Origin of the sequence: Pseudomonas sp. ACN8, from assembly GCF_002303925.1 — a bacterium.
In the GTDB taxonomy this organism is placed as follows: Bacteria; Pseudomonadota; Gammaproteobacteria; order Pseudomonadales; family Pseudomonadaceae; genus Aquipseudomonas.
The window spans coordinates 186,103-203,194 of record NZ_MRCS01000003.1; the positions used below are offsets into that span (position 1 = coordinate 186,103).

14 protein-coding genes and 2 pseudogenes are annotated in these 17,092 nt (G+C 59.1%); 8 read left to right on the plus strand and 8 right to left on the minus strand.

The genetic code is table 11. The features are described from left to right. Positions 1–4: 4 nt before the first annotated feature. Together BSF44_RS03035 and BSF44_RS03040 are read right to left on the minus strand one after the other, a co-directional pair. The gene (locus BSF44_RS03035; protein WP_008001544.1) at positions 5–205 is read right to left on the minus strand and encodes a DUF1656 domain-containing protein; all 201 of its coding nucleotides are present in this window, start codon (positions 203–205) and stop codon (positions 5–7) included. Then, on the minus strand, positions 195–2,330 hold the full coding sequence (locus tag BSF44_RS03040; protein ID WP_095942210.1) for an FUSC family protein: 2,136 nt from the start codon (positions 2,328–2,330) through the stop codon (positions 195–197). Before BSF44_RS03040 ends, BSF44_RS03035 begins: the two co-directional genes overlap by 11 nt. Before the next feature lie 216 nt (positions 2,331–2,546). On the opposite strand from BSF44_RS03040, the gene BSF44_RS03045 reads away from it, so the two are divergent. After that, positions 2,547–3,602, plus strand: coding sequence for a tetratricopeptide repeat protein (locus BSF44_RS03045; RefSeq protein ID WP_095942211.1), 1,056 nt, complete (start codon positions 2,547–2,549; stop codon positions 3,600–3,602). A 28-nt stretch (positions 3,603–3,630) separates the two neighbouring features. Here the strand turns inward: BSF44_RS03045 and BSF44_RS03050 are convergent, their stop codons facing one another. The 5 genes and pseudogenes from BSF44_RS03050 to BSF44_RS03065 form a co-directional block, all read right to left on the minus strand. Next, complete coding sequence (locus BSF44_RS03050) at positions 3,631–4,008, minus strand: response regulator (protein ID WP_095942212.1); 378 nt, start codon at positions 4,006–4,008, stop codon at positions 3,631–3,633. A gap of 77 nt (positions 4,009–4,085) precedes the next feature. Next, a complete protein-coding gene (locus BSF44_RS03055) occupies positions 4,086–5,267 on the minus strand; it encodes a hybrid sensor histidine kinase/response regulator (RefSeq protein ID WP_095942213.1) in 1,182 nt (393 codons plus the stop codon). Positions 5,268–5,290: 23 nt separating this feature from the next. Further along, positions 5,291–5,386: pseudogene (locus BSF44_RS29430) on the minus strand (chemotaxis protein CheB); the annotation flags it as partial. Beyond that, complete coding sequence (locus BSF44_RS03060) at positions 5,383–6,216, minus strand: protein-glutamate O-methyltransferase CheR (RefSeq protein WP_095942214.1); 834 nt, start codon at positions 6,214–6,216, stop codon at positions 5,383–5,385. The pseudogene BSF44_RS29430 and the gene BSF44_RS03060, both read right to left, overlap by 4 nt. Beyond that, a complete protein-coding gene (locus BSF44_RS03065) occupies positions 6,216–9,704 on the minus strand; it encodes a response regulator (protein ID WP_095942215.1) in 3,489 nt (1,162 codons plus the stop codon). Before BSF44_RS03065 ends, BSF44_RS03060 begins: the two co-directional genes overlap by 1 nt. A 246-nt stretch (positions 9,705–9,950) precedes the next feature. On the opposite strand from BSF44_RS03065, the gene BSF44_RS03070 reads away from it, so the two are divergent. From BSF44_RS03070 to BSF44_RS03100, 7 genes and pseudogenes are all read left to right on the plus strand, one after another. Further along, on the plus strand, positions 9,951–10,313 hold the full coding sequence (locus BSF44_RS03070) for a response regulator (RefSeq protein WP_095942216.1): 363 nt from the start codon (positions 9,951–9,953) through the stop codon (positions 10,311–10,313). 74 nt (positions 10,314–10,387) lie between these two features. Next, positions 10,388–11,686, plus strand: a complete 1,299-nt coding sequence (locus BSF44_RS03075) for a glycosyltransferase (protein ID WP_095942217.1) — start codon at positions 10,388–10,390, stop codon at positions 11,684–11,686. Positions 11,687–11,792: 106 nt separating this feature from the next. Further along, positions 11,793–12,683: a phospholipase gene (locus BSF44_RS03080; protein ID WP_095942218.1), complete on the plus strand. Its 891-nt coding sequence runs from the start codon at positions 11,793–11,795 to the stop codon at positions 12,681–12,683. A 61-nt stretch (positions 12,684–12,744) separates the two neighbouring features. Next, positions 12,745–13,650, plus strand: a complete 906-nt coding sequence (locus BSF44_RS03085; RefSeq protein ID WP_095942219.1) for an AraC family transcriptional regulator — start codon at positions 12,745–12,747, stop codon at positions 13,648–13,650. 290 nt (positions 13,651–13,940) lie between these two features. Beyond that, the gene (locus BSF44_RS03090; RefSeq protein ID WP_095942220.1) at positions 13,941–15,251 is read left to right on the plus strand and encodes a sugar ABC transporter substrate-binding protein; all 1,311 of its coding nucleotides are present in this window, start codon (positions 13,941–13,943) and stop codon (positions 15,249–15,251) included. A gap of 60 nt (positions 15,252–15,311) precedes the next feature. After that, positions 15,312–16,238, plus strand: coding sequence for a carbohydrate ABC transporter permease (locus BSF44_RS03095; RefSeq protein WP_095942221.1), 927 nt, complete (start codon positions 15,312–15,314; stop codon positions 16,236–16,238). An 8-nt stretch (positions 16,239–16,246) separates the two neighbouring features. Then, a pseudogene (locus BSF44_RS03100) lies at positions 16,247–16,790 on the plus strand (carbohydrate ABC transporter permease); the annotation flags it as partial. Here the strand turns inward: BSF44_RS03100 and BSF44_RS03105 are convergent. After that, positions 16,729–17,043, minus strand: a complete 315-nt coding sequence (locus tag BSF44_RS03105) for an ABC transporter permease subunit (RefSeq protein ID WP_371918213.1) — start codon at positions 17,041–17,043, stop codon at positions 16,729–16,731. The pseudogene BSF44_RS03100 and the gene BSF44_RS03105 sit on opposite strands and share 62 nt — an antisense overlap. Positions 17,044–17,092: the final 49 nt, after the last annotated feature.

Here is a 17,092-nt window from a genome sequence, read left to right on the forward strand (position 1 = left end):
GACATCAGGCTCCCATGACCAGAATCAACGTGGCACAGACGCAGACGTACAGCGCGCCTTCGAACAACGCCTCGTGCCAGACGAACTGCAGCACGCCGAGGCGCCGCAACGTCCAGTCCAGCAGCAGGAAAATCGGCAGGCCCAGCAGCAGCGCCTGGGCAATCGGGGGCAGATAGGCGCCACCCACTTCCAGATCAATGGGCAAGGACGGGGACTCCTTCATCGCCTGAGGGTTGAAAGTAGCCGCGATAACGCTCGACGAACGACACAACGATCAACAGCGCCACACGCATGCGGAACACCGACCACAAGTGCTCATGGACATCGGTATGCAGAGCATCCAGATCGTCACCCAGAGTGTGCAGGCTATCAAGCACCTGCGCCACTTCGACCCCGGGCCGGCCGGCGACCAGCCTCCCCGTTTCCCGGACCGTCGAAAACAGGCGACTTTGCAGATCCGGGCTCAGCAGTGCGTTGTTCTGCCCCTGCTGCCTGAGCTGGTTCAAGGCAATACCCAGTGCCATGCAGGCCAGGCTGACTTGAAACAGCTCACGCGATTGTGGCTCCCGGGTCGCAGGCAGCAACCCCAGCATCATGGTCAGGCGATCAACCATGCGGCTCTCGAAGGCAAACTGCTGTTCATCGGTCGCCGAGGTTTTCAGCAAGGCGTACACCTGCTCGCCGTTCTCTTTGTGGAGCCGGCGCATGCGCAAGTCCGGCATGAACGGAAAGATCAGCGCGTAGACGCTCAACGCCAGCACGGTCGCGCAGGTATAGGCTCCGGCAAACTCGAACCACTGGATGGCAGTGTTTTGCCCAACCCCCACGTTCAACGGGCCAAGCAACAAAAACGTCGTGAGCCCCAGGCCAATGCCGGTACCCGTGGTGGGCGGGCTGGCCAGCCCCACCGCGACGGCGTAGAGCAAGGGCGCCAGCAGCAAGGCAAGCATCTCGAAATTGCTGATCATCGGCACAAACATGAACTGAAGGAGCGCCGAGGCCACCAGTGCCAGCCCGAATCCCCTGGCATAGCTTTGGACCGCAATCAGTGGCCGGGGAAACGTTGACATCAGCGAGCACAGGATGCCCAACAGCACCATCCCGCCTCGGGCACCGTCCCAACCGGTTTCGATCCAGATCAGGCCGGCGATCAACAGCGCGCAAAAGGCCCGGACAGCGTTCATGGTCGCCAGGGTGAAGTCCAGGTGCAGCGGGTTTTCCCGCCCGCGATACACGCTGCTGGCCGGCCGCCCGCTCTGGATGGCATCGCTCAATTCCAGAATCTGCTCAAGCTGCTGCAACAGGCGCGCCTGCTCCCAGCGCAGCGACCAGGCCAGGGAACGCAAGGTGGCCGGCAGCGGCTCGGTCAATTGTTCGGCCCTGTAGGCCAGCTCATCAAAGCGTTGTTGCAGCGACGTGAAATGGTGGCGCTTTTCACTGGACAGCGAACGCCCCTCCCGCGCCAGTTCATCGAGAAAGGCCAGCTCTTCGGCGCGCAGCCGTTGAATTTCTTCAGGCAATTCACCTTCCCAGCGCTCGGTCAACAGCAGCCGCTGGTGGCGCAAGGCGGTCAGCCGCGCGGTCAAGAGCACCAATTGGTTGCCCAGCAGTTGCACCAGACCGTTGGCGCTGCGTAACCGTGGTGCATCGAAGTACATGTGTCGGCGCACACCCTCCAGGCCGCTGATCTGACCCAACAGTTGCATTTGCCGCTGCTGGAAGTCGGCTTCGCTCTCTTCAGTGCGGATGACGGCGCTGGCGTGGGTGGCCAGCAACCGGGTGATTTGATCGATCCTGGCGAAGTAATCCCGGGCCACGGCCTCCGGCCTGGCGGTGAGCAGGCTGACCACGCACACGCAGGCAACCGCCAGCAAGGTTTCGGTGAGGCGGGTCACCGCCAGCAAAAAGGTGCCGTCCTGATCGGGAACTGCCAACAACGCGATGACCACGGCGGTGTAGCCACTGAGCACGAATGCCCCGGAACTGGTGTAGCGCAACAGCGTGCCACCAGCGGTGCACAGCGCCAGCCACAGGGCCAGGGTGGTGATGAACGGCAACGGTGCCTGGGGAAATATCGCCATGATTGCCACCGCTACGACCGCCCCCATGGTGGTGCCGATGACTTGACCAAAGCTACGGGCCAGCACCATGCCGCCCAGTGGCTGGCTGATGATGACCACGGCCATGATCGACCACTTGGGCTGGTCCAGATCGAACAAAAACGCCAGGTACAGGGTCAACAACCCGGCCGTGATGGTTCGCAGGGCAAACAGCAACACCCCGGGCCCGGGGTTGAGCATGGCCTTGAAGTACTGCAACAACCCTTGCATGGGAACACTCGTCGAAACACCTCCAGCAAGCGTAGTCACTGCCACGGTGCCTCGACAGGTTTTGCTGTCGGCGCAGCTTGCCGGTCCATTGATTGTCGACTGAAGGGCTGTTCAACGGTTTGAATCGCGCGAGAACGTCGTCAAGGTTTGACTCAAGGCCCGGCCTGACCGAAGCTGGCAGCTTTTGCAAAAGCTTGTCAGCTTCCGGATTCCTGCATGCCCAAGTCCCGCCGCATTCTGTTTATCAGCGCCTTCGCCCTGCTCGTCATCGGCCTTGCGTGGTTCTCCCTGCGCGATACCACCCCGGTGGTTCCCGAAGCCATCCAGCATGGCTACAGCGAAGCGCTGGCGGCTGCCCGGGCCGGTCAACCGGGTGCCGCGCGGGTGCTCTATCAGCAGCTGGCCCGTCCGGACCTGTCCCCCAAACGTCGTATCTGGTTGCATGCCGAGCTGCCCAACTATCCAAGCTCGGTGGCCCTGAAGCTGGCGGATGCCGACTTGCAGAACGAGTCGCCCGACGTGCGTATCGCAGCGATCAGGAGCATTAGCAGTCTGGTACCGAACGGCCAGCGCAGCCTGCTGCTGGGGCCACTGCTCGATGACAGCGAACAAAGCGTGCGGCTGGCGGCGATCAACGCGCTGCTGGGGTTGTCCCCGGATGACCTGGGTCTGTATTTCGGGCCGCTGGAGCAAGCCATCGATGCCTGGGAGCAAGTGCTCGAGAGCGAGCCGCAGAGCACTGAAAACCAATACCAACTGGCCCGGCTGCACCTGCACAACGCCGAGCTCAAGGAGGCGCAACAGGCGCTGGACAACACCCTGCGCCTGGCGCCGGACAACCTGCCGGCGCTGGTGCTGCAAATCGAGGTGCTGGATAAACAGGGCCAGAACGACGCTGCCCGGCAACTGTTGGCCAGGCAACTGCAGGCACAACCCAATTCGGCCTACCTGCAACACGCGCTGGGGCTCTGGCTACTGCATCACGAGCAAAGCGAATTCGCCCTGCTCGGCCTGTCCAAGGCCGTTGAACTTGAGCCAAACAACCGGGATTACCGCTACGACCTGGCCACCACGCTGCACGGTGAACATGAGCTCGAAGCGGCGCAGAAACAGTTGCAGGAAGTCGTTCAGCGCCATCCGAACGATCGCAAGGCACGGGTGCTGCTGATCAATTACTGGAAGGAAAGCGGGCAGCTGCAAAATGTGCAGATCCTGTTGGCCCAACTCGAACAGATGAACCCCGATGATCCGGCGTTGCAACAAGGGCTTTGACCCCCGACTGAAATCCGCGTCTGAATGCTTACGAAAGCATGTCCTGCATCAGTTCCTGCAATTTATCCAGATCGAAGGGTTTTTCCAGGATCGGCGCCGTACGGGTGATCGGGCTGTCGGTCTCACGGATTTCCTGGGCATAGCCGCTGATGAAAATCACCTTGAGTTCCGGTCGCAGCTTCACGGCGGGCTCGGCGATCTGCACGCCGGAGATTCCTCCGGGTAGGCGGAAGTCAGTGATCATCATGTCCAGGTGCGGTTTGCTCGCCAGGATTTCGAAAGCCTGTTCGCCGTTTTCGGCCTGCAACACGCGGTAACCCTCGCCCGACAGATAAGCGGACAGCACCATCAGAATCGAGGGATCGTCCTCGACGACGAGTACTACATCTTGTGCATCTTCGCTCATGGGAAGCCTTTGTTCGGTCAATTGCTGCTGATACGACCGTGGGGCCGATCAGAGGTTGCGTGTACCTGGCTGTTTTCCTACAGCGGCAGACAAACGCGAAACAAGGCGCCTTCGCCAATCCTGCTATGGACGGTAATAGTACCGCCATGGGCGGCCACAATCTGCTCTGAAATGAACAATCCCAGGCCCAGTCCGGCGACGGTGTGCTTGGCCGATACCCGCTCGAACTGCTGGAAAATGCGTTTCTGGTTTGCTTCGCTGATGCCGATCCCTTGATCCTGCACGTCCACCAGCGCTTGATCGCCTTCACTGTAGACCTTCACCGAGACAGGGCTCCTGGCTCCGTAGCGCAAGGCGTTGCTCAACAGGTTGGAAATGACCTGTTCAATACGAAACTCGTCCCAGTTTCCGATCACCGGTTGTGTGGCTTCGAGCGAAACCGACGCCTCGGCGGCATCGATTTGCCGGGAGAAGTTGTGCAACACATCGCGAAGCAGCGTTGAAAGGTCGACGCGCGTCGGTCGGATCGACAACTTGCCGGTGCGAATGCGCGAGACATCGAGCATGTCTTCGATCAACCGAATGAGGCTTTTGATCTGCCGCTCGTCGCGGTCAACCATCGCGTGCATCTTGTCCAGGGTGAAGGCGGCGGCGTTGTCCCGGGCCAAGTGCATCTTGCGCAGCTGGGTCTCAAGGATCAGGCCGTTGAGCGGCGTGCGCACTTCGTGGGCGACGATGGACATGAAGTCATCGCGCATGCGCACCGCCTGCTCGAGTTCCAGCTGGGTGTTTTGCAGTTGCTTGAGCAGCGCTTGTTGTTCGCGGCGGCTTTGCTCAAGGGCCAGCACTTGTTCCTTCATCGCCTTGCTTTGGCGATACAGGTCGACGAACACGTTGACCTTGCTCTTGACCGCCTGGATGTCCAGCGGCTTGTGCAGGAAATCCACGGCCCCGCTTTCATAACCCTTGAAGGCGTAGTTCAGTTCACGTCCGGCGGCGCTGACGAAAACGATCGGGATTTTCCGGGTCTTTTCCGTGCCACGCATCAACTCGGCCAGCTCGAAGCCGTTCATGCCGGGCATCTGCACATCGAGGATGGCCAAGGCAAATTCGTGTTGCAACAGCAGGGACAAGGCTTCGTCGGCGGTCAGCGCCTTGTAGACGATACGGTCCTCACGCTTGATCAGTGCTTCGAGCGCCAGCAGATTCTCCGGCAGATCGTCCACGATCAGCAGTTTGGACTTGAGATTACTCAGCATGCGATTCGTTCCAGCTCGACAGGCAAACGACCGAGGATGTTCAACAGCGCCTCGACGCCACCGGCGGAGGCACCGATCACGATCGCTTCGATTGCCGGCAAGTTCGTTGAACTGTTCATGACTTTCGATAAATCCGTTCTTGTTTGACCAACGGCTCGAACTGATCGCCGAAGGCTGAGAAATCCGGGGTTTCCTTACTGCCCAGCACCAGAAAACCGCGATGGCAGAGGGACTCATGAAACAGTCCGAATGCCCGATCCTGAAGCTTTTTATTAAAGTAAATCAATACGTTACGACATGAAATTAATTGAGTTTCAGAGAATACGCTGTCCGTCGCCAGGCTGTGATCGGCGAAGGTCACGTTCTCACGCAGTGCCTTGTCGAAAATCGCGTACCCATAGGCCGCCGTATAGTAATCGGCAAACGAACGCTGACCACCGGCCTGCTGGTAATTGGCAGTGTAGGCCCGGACGTTCTCCATCGAGAAAATCCCTTGCCTGGCCTTTTCCAGCGAGCGTGGATTGATATCGGTCGCATAGATGATTGTACGGTCCAGCAGGCCCTCTTCGCGCAGTAGAATGGCCATCGAATACACCTCTTCACCGGTGCTGCATCCGGCGATCCAGACCTTGATCGAGGGGTAGGTTCGCAGCAGCGGCACCACTTCCTTGCGGATGGCCAGGAAGTGCGAGGGGTCGCGAAACATCTCGCTGACCGGGATGGTCAGCAATTGCAGCAGTTGCATGAACGCTGTGGGATCGTGCAGGACCTTTTCCTGCAACGTCGAGATGGTGTTGCACTCGAACTGGCTCAACGCATGGTTGACCCGGCGCTTGATCGAAGCGCTGGAGTAATCGCGAAAATCGTAGCTGTACTTGAGGTAGATCGCCTCGATCAACAACCGCAACTCGATTTCGCTGTTTATCTCCACTGAAGAATTGCGCTCCACTAAATCCGTTCCATCTTCGGCAACCACACACGAATCAGCGAAAACAGGCGATCCAGGTCAATGGGCTTGGCCAGGTAATCGTTGACGCCGGCCTGCAGGCAGCGCTCCTGATCGTCCTTCATGGCCTTGGCCGTCACCGCGATGATCGGCAGCTTGCGCCAGCGCGGGTCCTTGCGGATTTCAACAGTGGCTTCAAAACCATCCATTTCCGGCATCATCACGTCCATCAACACCAGATCGATATCTTGTACCTCATTCAGTCGTTCAATCGCTTCGCGGCCGTTGCGGCCAATGACCACGACAGCGCCCTTATGCTCCAGCGCGCTGGTGAGGGCGAAAATGTTGCGCACATCGTCATCCACCAGCAGCACCTTGCGGCCTTCGAAGACCTTGTCGCGGCTGCGGGCGACCTTGAGCATCTTCTGCCGCTCATCGGACAGCCGTGATTCGATTTTGTGCAGAAAAAGCGTCACCTCATCCAGCAACCGCTCCGGCGAGCGTGCACCCTTGATGATGATCGAACGTGAATACTTGCGCAGTTCGGCCTCTTCATTGCGGGTCAGGTTGCGCCCGGTATAGACAATGACGGGGGGAAAGGAACAGATGTCTTCGGTGGACATGCGCTTGAGCAGGTCATTGCCGAGCATGTCCGGTAGCTTGAGGTCGATGATCATGCAATCGAAGACCGACGTGCGCAGCAGGTCCAGCGCCTCCTGCGCCAGGCCAACGGCGGTGATCTCGATGTCATCGTCGCCGATCAGGCGGGCAATACTGTCGCGCTGCAAGTCGTCGTCCTCGACCAGCAGCACGCGCTTGACCTTCTGGATCAGTTTGGCCTCCAGGCGTGCAAACACGTCCTTGAGTTCTTCGCGGGTGGTCGGTTTGAGCGCATAGCCAATGGCGCCCATCTGCATCGCCGCCTCGACCCGGTCCTCGACTGAAATCACATGCACCGGTATGTGTCGGGTTTCGGCGTGTTCCTTCAAACGTTGCAACACGGTCAGGCCGGAATGATCCGGCAGGCGCATGTCCAACAGGATCGCATCGGGGACGAACGCCTTGGCCAGCTCGTAGCCTTCGTCGGCGCCGTGGGCCACCAGGCATTGATAACCCAGTTCATGGGCCAGGTCGTAAAGGATGTGGGCAAAATTCGCCTCATCTTCCACCACCAGAATGCAGCGGGTGGTGAACGGCCCCTTGTTGCGATCATCGTCGAAACGCGGAATGTCGACTTCGGCCACCCGTGGCGACAACGTGGGCGGCGATACACTCGGCGCCACCCCTGGAGCGGCTCGCATCGGTTCGACAGGCACTTCGCCCGGTTCCACGTATTGCACTGGCAAGACCAGGGTAAACACACTGCCCTGCCCCGGCGTGCTGCTCACGCTGATAGAGCCGCCGAGCATGGTCGCCAGGTCACGGGAGATCGACAACCCCAACCCGGTGCCGCCGTAACGCCGATTGGTGGCGCCGTCGGCCTGACGGAAGGCTTCGAAGATGCTTTCGTGCTGATCGACCTCGATGCCGATCCCTGAATCGCGGATGCTGAACGCGATGCCGTCGCCCGGCGCAGCGGCGACGGACAGGCTGATGCTGCCGCTTTCCGTGAATTTCACGGCATTGGACAGCAGGTTCTTGAGCACTTGCTCCAGACGCTGGCGATCGGTGAACAGCATGAGCGGCGCACCGTCCTGCACATTCACCTGGAAATCCAGCTGCTTGTCCGTGGCCAATGGCTGGATCAGGCCGCGCAGGTCATCCACCAGGCGCGCCACGCTGGAGTTCTCCGGACGGATTTCCAGCTTGCCGGCCTCGACTTTGGAAATATCCAGAATGTCGTTGATCAGGTTGAGCAAGTCATTGCCAGCGGAGTAGATCGACTCGGCGAACTTGACTTGCTCGGCAGTGAGGTTTTCTTCCGGGTTTTCCGCGAGCAACTTGGCCAGGATCAACGAACTGTTGAGCGGCGTGCGCAGTTCATGGGACATGTTGGCGAGGAATTCGGACTTATACTTGCTCGAACGCTGCAATTCCAGTGCGCGTTCTTCGAGCTGGACCTGGGCCTGATTGAGTTCGGTATTCTTCAGGTCCATGGCGTCGCGTTGCTCGGCCAGTACTTCTGCCTGCTCGGCGAGCTGTTCGTTGGTCTGCTCCAGTTCCACCTGCTGGGTTTCCAGGTGCGCCTGGGACTCCTTGAGAATCCGCGACTGTTCTTCGAGCTCTTCGTTGGCGGTCTTGAGTTCTTCCTGCTGAACCTGCAATTCTTCGTTGAGCTGCTGGGTTTCGGCCAACACCTCCTGCAAACGCTGGCGATAGCGGGCCGCCTCGATCGAGGTGCCGATATTGCCGGCTATCAACTCGAGCAACTCAACGTCACGGTCCGTCAGTGGACGCAGAAAGCCCAATTCGATCACGCCGTTGACCCGCTCGTCGTTGCTGGTTGGCACCACCAGCACACTGCGGGGTAAACCGTCACCGAGGCCGGAGCTGACCTTGAAGTAATCTTGCGGCACCTCATCCAGGCGAATCAGCCGTGCCTGCTGCGCCACCTGGCCGACAATGCCTTCGTCGCGGTAGATCTGCTGTTCACGCTCCTCCTGTTCGCGAGAGAAGCCGTAGGTGGCAATGCGCTTGAGGCCGCCATGGTCTTCGCGCACGTAGATAGCCGCCACGGCGGTGCTCAGGTACTGCGCGCAGAATTGCAGGATGTTGCGGCCCAGCATGTTCAGGCTCAATTGCCCCAGCACCTGTTCGGCCAGCTCTGTCTGGCCATTGCGCAGCCAGGCCTGTTGCTCCAGACGATGGGCGCTGGCCTGTTGGGCGGCAAGGTTGACGCTGTACTTCTGCGACAGGGACATCAAGTCTCGGCGCCCGACATACGCCAGCAACCCGCTGACCCCGGCGATGAACAACAGGTAGAGGCTGATGCTCATGATCGTGGTACGGCGCACTTCATCATTACGCGATGCGCGCAACTGTTGCTCGGTGTCGATCACCGCCTCGAACTGCTTGCGAATTTCATCGGTCAGGCGTTTGCCGCGTCCGGCCTTGACCACGGCGCGATAATCGCCGCCGCTGCGCTGCAAATCGATCATCGATTGCGCGTAGCGGGTCCACTCCTGTTGCAAGGCCTGCAACCGTAGCAAGCGATCGGTCTGCACCGGGTTGTCGGCAGTCAGTTCGAGCAAGGAGTTGAGCTCCACGGCGATGCGCGGCTTGGCGGTTTCGTAGGGATCGAGGAAATGTTCATCGCCACTGAGCAGGAAACCGCGCATCCCGGTTTCCAGATCCACGGTCAGCTTGACCGCTTCATTGGCGTTATTGATCACCCGGTCGGTGTGCTCCACCCACTGGATCGTCGACAGTAGATAGGTGATCAGCGACACGAAGAAAACGGCGCTGATGAGACCCAGCCCCAAAGGCAGGCTGATGTTGCGGCTCAGCAGTTTACGAAATCGTTGCTCATCAACCGAGGACGCTGAGGTCATGGGGCAGGCCTTGTCGAACTGTCAGAATGCAAGGAGTTTGCCCCAAAACTGGCACATTGATCCAATTATCTGACATGTTTGCGCACCGGGTCCTAAATGCGCTGCGCCCGCGCTATCCTTGCCAGGCCTGCACCGACAATCCTTTTTCCATCGCGCAGGGAACTTGTCGGGATCCGCCACTTACTCATGCAAGAGACCGGTGATTTCCAGCGACCGGCAATGCCTATCTTTTTCGGGAATTCGACCATGTCATCCGCCAACGCCTCCACCATCCTCGTCGTCGAAGACGATGCCATCGTGCGCATGTTGATCGTCGACGTACTGGATGAACTGGACTTCAAGGTGCTGGAAGCCGATGGTAGTGAACAGGCGCTGGAGATGCTCAAGGACTTGAACCGACACATTGATCTGATGATGACCGATGTTGGCCTGCCGGTCATGGACGGTCGCGAACTGGCCAATGAAGCACGCTCTTTACGTCCTGCCTTGCCGATCCTGTTTGCCAGCGGCTATGCCGAAAGCATCGAAGTCCCTGTCGATATGCACGTGATTGGCAAGCCCTTCTCCATTGATCAGTTGCGCGACAAGGTCAAAAGCATTCTCGGGTGACCCTGGGCTGCGCTGTGGTTTAATGCGCGCCTTTTTCGTCCCTGCCCTGTCTTCGCTTCAAGGAACTCCCGTACATGATTGAGCCCCGCGCAACCAAAGTCCTGATCATTGGTTACGTCTGGCCCGAGCCCCGCTCTTCCGCGGCCAGCGGGCATGTCATGCAGATGCTCGAGGTTTTCCTGGAACAAGGCTGGGACATCACATTCAGCAGCCCGGCAGGCTTCGGCGAGCAACGCGCAGACCTGGCGGCGTTGGGTATACGTGAAGTCCCTATCGAATTGAACAACAGCAGTTTCGACGCATTCATCAGCGAACTGGCGCCGGACATCGTGTTGTTCGATCAATTCATGATGGAGGAACAGTTCGGCTGGCGGGTCGAAAAACATTGCCCCGATGCCTTGCGCGTGCTCGAAAGTTGCGACCTGCAAAGCCTCAGGCAAGGTCGGCATCAACGCCTCAAGGAGCGTTTAAAGGCCAGTGACGACAACAATGACTTCAACGACCTGTTCGCCCCGGCAGCGCGTGAAGAGTTCGAACACATGGCCGATACCGACCTGGCGAAGCGCGAGATCGCCTCATTCTATCGTTGTGATCTGACGCTGATGGTTTCCGAAGTGGAAATCGAATTGCTGGTCGAGCAGTTCAGGTTTCCCCGTAACCAATTGCACTGGTGCCCGTTGATGGTCGATGTTCCGACCCGTGCGCCGGTACCCTTTGAAGATCGCGCGCACTTTCTTCATATCGGTAACTTTCGCCATGCGCCCAACTGGGATGCGGTGCTCTGGTTGAAAACCGCTATCTGGCCGCTGATTCGCGAGCAGATACCCGGCGCTCAATTGCATATCTATGGTGCCTACACACCACCCAAGGCCACTGCGCTGCATAACCCGAGCCAGGGATTTCATGTAATGAACTGGGCCGAGGACGCTTTGCAAGTCATGTCATCGGCGCGGGTCTGTATGGCACCCCTGCGTTTTGGCGCGGGAATCAAGGGCAAGATTGTCGATGCCATGCTCTGTGGCACGCCGAATGTGACGACGCCAGTGGGTGCCGAGGCGATGCACGGCAACGAGGCGTGGCCCGGTGCAGTGACCCGTTCGGCACGGGAGTTCGCCGATCATGCCGTGCGACTGTACAACGACAAGACACGTTGGCTCCACGCCCAGGCGCACGCGCACACGCTGCTTGCCAGCCGCTACCGCAAATCCGTTCACGGCCCGGCCTTGATCCAGAAACTGGTCGAATGCCAACGGGATCTGGCAAACATCAGACGAGATAACTTCACCGGTAGCATGCTGCGTCATCATCAGCACAAGAGCACTCAATACATGGCGCAATGGATTGAGGCGAAAAACCGACTGAATCAGGAGTAGTCCACTCCCATTGTGCAATACATAGTTACCACCGTAGCTGTGCCCGACCGGTTAATCTGAGCGCTTCACACCCAATGGATGGGGGTGATTCGCACAAGGAATGGTCATGACCGGCTACACGCGTGGTTTGCTCGACAAGCAAACCTGGATGAGCAACACCCTCGAAATCGATCAACTCAAACTCACCGATATCGTCTGGCCTGGCGTGCATAACGCCGGCATGGACAAAAAAGCACCGAACTACGACGTCGTGACTGGCAACTGGACCGCTTGTCAGAACGACACGTTTTCCTGGCAGCTGGCCAACGGCGCCCGCGCCTTCGACATCCGCCTGGGCTACACGGCCAGTGCGGCTCGATCAGGTTTCTACTTTCACCACAACGGCTATCGCTCGCATCGCGTCCTGGACGATCTGATCGACGCGATACTGCTGTTCCTTGATCGAAACCCGGACGAATTCATCGTGCTGGACTTCCATCAACTGGCCGATGGCAATCAAGCTTTCGATCATAAAAGACTGAGTGACTGGCTCGTGCGCCGTGTCGGGCTGCGGGCCATCCTGCCTGGCGACGGACTCAAAACAGTGGGAGAACTGAAAACTGCGAGCAGGCATCGCCGGGTGATCATGGCGGCACCCGCCCAGCCGGAACTCGATGGCGAGTACTTCTGGCCACGCATCCCGCACAAATGGCGCGACAACACATTCTCCGACCCCGCCGAGCTGCAACGCTACATCGCGCAAACCCTGGAAGATGCACCTTACGAAACCTTCCTCTGGTCACTGTCGGCGACCACCTACTCGCTACTGGGCGGCCCCGGGAATATCAAGCGGCAAATCAACGACTGGTTCAACACCACGGGAAACTGGGTGACGCGTTGCAGCATCATCAGCAGCGATTTTTTCGACGAATCCGACATCGTCCGTTATTGCTGGAGCGCCACCAGCATGAAAGCGGTTTACGGCCGCGCCTTGCATCAACAGACGCACCGGCGGTAGTAGCGCTGGCCCCGCGGCAAGAGGCATGATCGGGGCGGGATAACAACACAAGCGCCCTGACATGACCCGCACCGCCAGAGTCACCGATCCTTCCTATGAGTTGATGGACGACCACAACGGCTTGTCCATCATCTATCGCCAGCATGGTTTCCCTTGCCCGTTGGTGCGCTGGCATTTCCACAAGGAATACGAGCTGCACCTGATCGTCGCCAGTTCCGGCAAGGTGTTCATCGGCGACTACATCGGCAACTTCTATCCCCAGACACTGTTTCTCACCGGCCCCAACCTGCCCCACAACTGGATCAGCCAGGTGGCCGAGGATGAAGTGGTGCCCAAGCGCGACATGCTGGTCAACTTCACCGACGAGTTATTCGACAGCGGCTATCAGGTGTTCGCCGAACTCAAGGCCCTGGCGCCGCTGCTCGAGCGTGCGCAGTACGGCATCGAGTTTCGCTGCAAGCACACCATCACCAAGGCGATGGATCTGATGCAGCGTATCGCCGACACCACCGGTGTGACCCGTCTCGGACACTTTTTCATTCTGCTGGAGTTGCTTGCGGCCACCGATGACTACCAATTGCTCTCTGGCGCCACGACCCCGCAACTGGCGGACGAGCACAACATCGATCGCACCAACCGCGCGGTGGACTACATTTTCGCCCACTACGCCCGGGATTTGACGCTGGAGGAAGTCGCCGAGCACCTGGGCATGAAACCGACTTATTTCAGCCGGGTTTTCAAGCAGGCCACCGGGCGCAATTTCGTCGAGTTCGTCAATCGCCTGCGCATCAGCAAATCCTGCGAGTTGCTGGCCGATGGCGACAAGCCGGTGACCGATGTTTGCTTCGAATCGGGCTTCAACAATATTTCCAACTTCAACCGGCGCTTCCAGCAGCTCAAGGGCATGACACCGTCGCATTACCGGCGCCTGGTGGTGCAGCGGTTGACCGAGCAAAATCTCGGCTGAAGGCACACCTAAAATCCCTGTGGGAGCGAGCAGGCTCGCTCCCACAGGTTACGACCTGTTTTCGAGCTTAAAACCTGTACGGATTCAATACCGCCTCATCGCTGAAAAGCCCTTCGCTGTGTCTACCAACCAAAACTTCAGTGCAAAAAAGTATCGATCAAGGTGCGACGGATGATTTGTATCGCCCTTCATTGAAGGATGTAATCAGCACAGATTCTTCCCTGCGCAGGAAGACACAAAAACAATAACTGTCCTTCTGTTTCCCGCCGGGTGCAGAAAAGGAGTGCACGATGCAACCTTCGGTAAAAGCTCTGCTTGCCCTCACCTGCATGACCCTCAGTAGCGTCAGCCTTGGCGCACAGACACTGACCATCGCCACCGTCAACAACAGCGACATGATCCGCATGCAAAAGCTCTCGAAAACCTTCGAGGCCGAGCATCCGCAGATCAAGCTCAATTGGGTGGTCCTCGAAGAAAACGTCCTGCGTCAGCGCCTGACCACCGACATCGCCACCCAGGGTGGGCAGTTCGACGTACTGACCATCGGCATGTACGAAGCCGCACTCTGGGGCGCCAAGGGCTGGCTGGAGCCGATGAAGGATTTGCCGGATGGTTATGCCCTCGACGACGTGTTTCCGTCGGTGCGCGAAGGCCTATCGGTCAAAGGCTCGCTGTACGCCCTGCCGTTCTACGCCGAAAGCTCGATCACTTACTATCGAACCGACCTGTTCAAGGACGCCGGCCTGACCATGCCCGAGCGCCCGACCTGGGAGCAGATCGGTGAATTCGCCGCCAAACTGAACAAACCCGAGCAGGAACAGTACGGCATCTGCCTGCGGGGCAAGGCCGGCTGGGGCGAGAACATGGCGCTGATCAGCACCGTGGCCAACGCCTATGGCGCGCGCTGGTTCGATGAAACGTGGCAGCCGGAATTCAACGGCCCCGAATGGAAAAACGCGCTGAACTTCTACGTCGACACCATGAAGAAATCCGGTCCGCCGGGGGCGTCGAGCAATGGTTTCAATGAAAACCTCGCGTTGTTCAACAGCGGTAAATGCGCGATCTGGGTCGATGCCAGCGTCGCCGGTTCGTTCGTCACCGACAAATCCCAGAGCAAGGTCACCGATCACGTCGGCTTCACCTATGCGCCACATCAGGTCACTGACAAAGGCTCGGCCTGGTTGTACTCCTGGGCGCTGGCCATTCCGACCAGTTCCAAGGCCAAGGACGCGGCGAAAGCCTTCAGTGCCTGGGCTACATCCAAAGAATACGGCGCACTGGTCGCGGAAAAAGACGGCACCGCCAACGTGCCGCCGGGCACCCGGGCCTCGACCTACAGCGAGGCGTACTTGAGCGCCGCGCCGTTCGCCAGGGTCACGCTGGAATCGCTCAAGGCCGCGGACCCGAGCAAGCCGGGCGCCAGGCCTGTGCCGTACATCGGCATCCAGCTGGTGACCATTCCCGAGTTCCAGGGCATTGGTACCCAGGTCGGCAAATCCTTCTCGGCGGCGTTGATCGGCCAGACCACGGTTGACCAGGCGCTGGCGGCGGCCCAGCAAACCACCGAACGCGAAATGAAGCGCGCGGGTTATCCCAAGTAAGCCCGTAGCCCGCTCCTACAGTGGATATCCATAAGTCTGTATGACTCGGTTCTGATCACCATGAATACATCAACTGCAAAAGCTCACATGGACATTGCCCACCCGCAGCGCAAAAGCCGCGTGACCAATCCCGGCTGGTTTCTGGTCAGCCCTTCGGTGGCCTTGCTGCTGTTGTGGATGATCGTGCCGCTGGGCATGACCGTCTACTTCTCGATGATTCGCTACAACCTGCTCAACCCGGGCGAAAACGAGTTCGTCGGGCTGGAGAACTTCACCTACTTCCTCACCGACTCGGGCTTCCTGCCCGGCGCCACCAATACGCTGCTGCTGGTGGGCAGTGTGCTGTTGATCAGTGTGGTGCTTGGCGTACTGATCAGTGCATTGCTGGAGGCCAGTGAGTTTTTCGGTCGCGGCATCGTGCGGGTGATGCTCATCTCGCCGTTTTTCATCATGCCCACGGTGGGCGCGCTGATCTGGAAGAACCTGATCTTCCATCCGGTGTCGGGGATTCTCGCCTACGTCTGGAAGCTGTTCGGCGCGCAACCGGTGGACTGGCTGGCGCACTATCCGCTGCTGTCGATCATCATCATTGTCTCGTGGCAATGGCTGCCCTTCGCGATCCTGATCCTGATGACCGCCATGCAGTCCCTCGACCAGGAACAGAAAGAAGCCGCACGCCTCGATGGTGCCGGGCCCGTCGCGATTTTCTGGCACCTGACCCTGCCGCACCTGGCGCGGCCGATTGCGGTGGTGGTGATGATCGAAACCATCTTCCTGCTCTCGGTGTTCGCCGAAATCTTCACCACCACCAACGGCGGCCCCGGCTACGCCTCGACCAACCTCGCCTACCTGATCTACAACCAGGCGCTGGTGCAGTTCGACGTCGGCATGGCCTCGGCGGGCGGCTTGATCGCCGTGGTCATCGCCAACATCGCCGCGATCATTCTGGTGCGAATGATCGGCAAAAACCTGACCGACAAAGCCTGAGGCCCGCCATGACTCTTCAACAATCCCGTCGCCTGCAAAGCCTGCTGCTCGGTACGCTGGCCTGGGCCATCGCGATCGTGATTTTCTTCCCGATCTTCTGGATGGTGCTGACCAGTTTCAAGAGCGAAATCGATGCCTTCGCCACGCCGCCGCAGTTCATTTTCATGCCGACGCTGGAGAACTACCTGCACATCAACGAACGCAGCGACTATTTCAGCTTTGCCTGGAACTCGGTGGTGATTTCCTTCAGCGCCACGGCCCTGTGCCTGCTGATCGCGGTGCCGGCGGCCTACTCCATGGCGTTCTACGAAACCCAACGCACCCGAGGCACGCTGCTGTGGATGCTTTCCACCAAGATGTTGCCGCCGGTGGGCGTGCTGATGCCGATCTACCTGCTGGCCAAGAGTTTCGGCCTGCTCGATACGCGCATTGCGCTGATCGTGATCTACACGCTGATCAACCTGCCGATCGTGGTCTGGATGGTTTACACCTACTTCAAGGACATCCCCAGGGACATCCTCGAAGCCGCACGGCTGGACGGCGCAACGCTGGCCCAGAACAGCCCTTCGGGGCTCGAGTACGAAGCGATCAATGCGGTCAGTGGCGCGGCTTTCGACGAGGTCAGGTTCAGCGACCAGAACGCCTCGTTCCAGCACAGGATCAGCGACAGCAGCACCGTGGATGCCAGGCCGCCCTTGGCGATGGGCAGCAACACCCGGAGCATTTCCTGGGCCAGCGTTGCGCCGTCCAGCCGTGCGGCTTCGAGGATGTCCCTGGGGATGTCCTTGAAGTAGGTGTAAACCATCCAGACCACGATCGGCAGGTTGATCAGCGTGTAGATCACGATCAGCGCA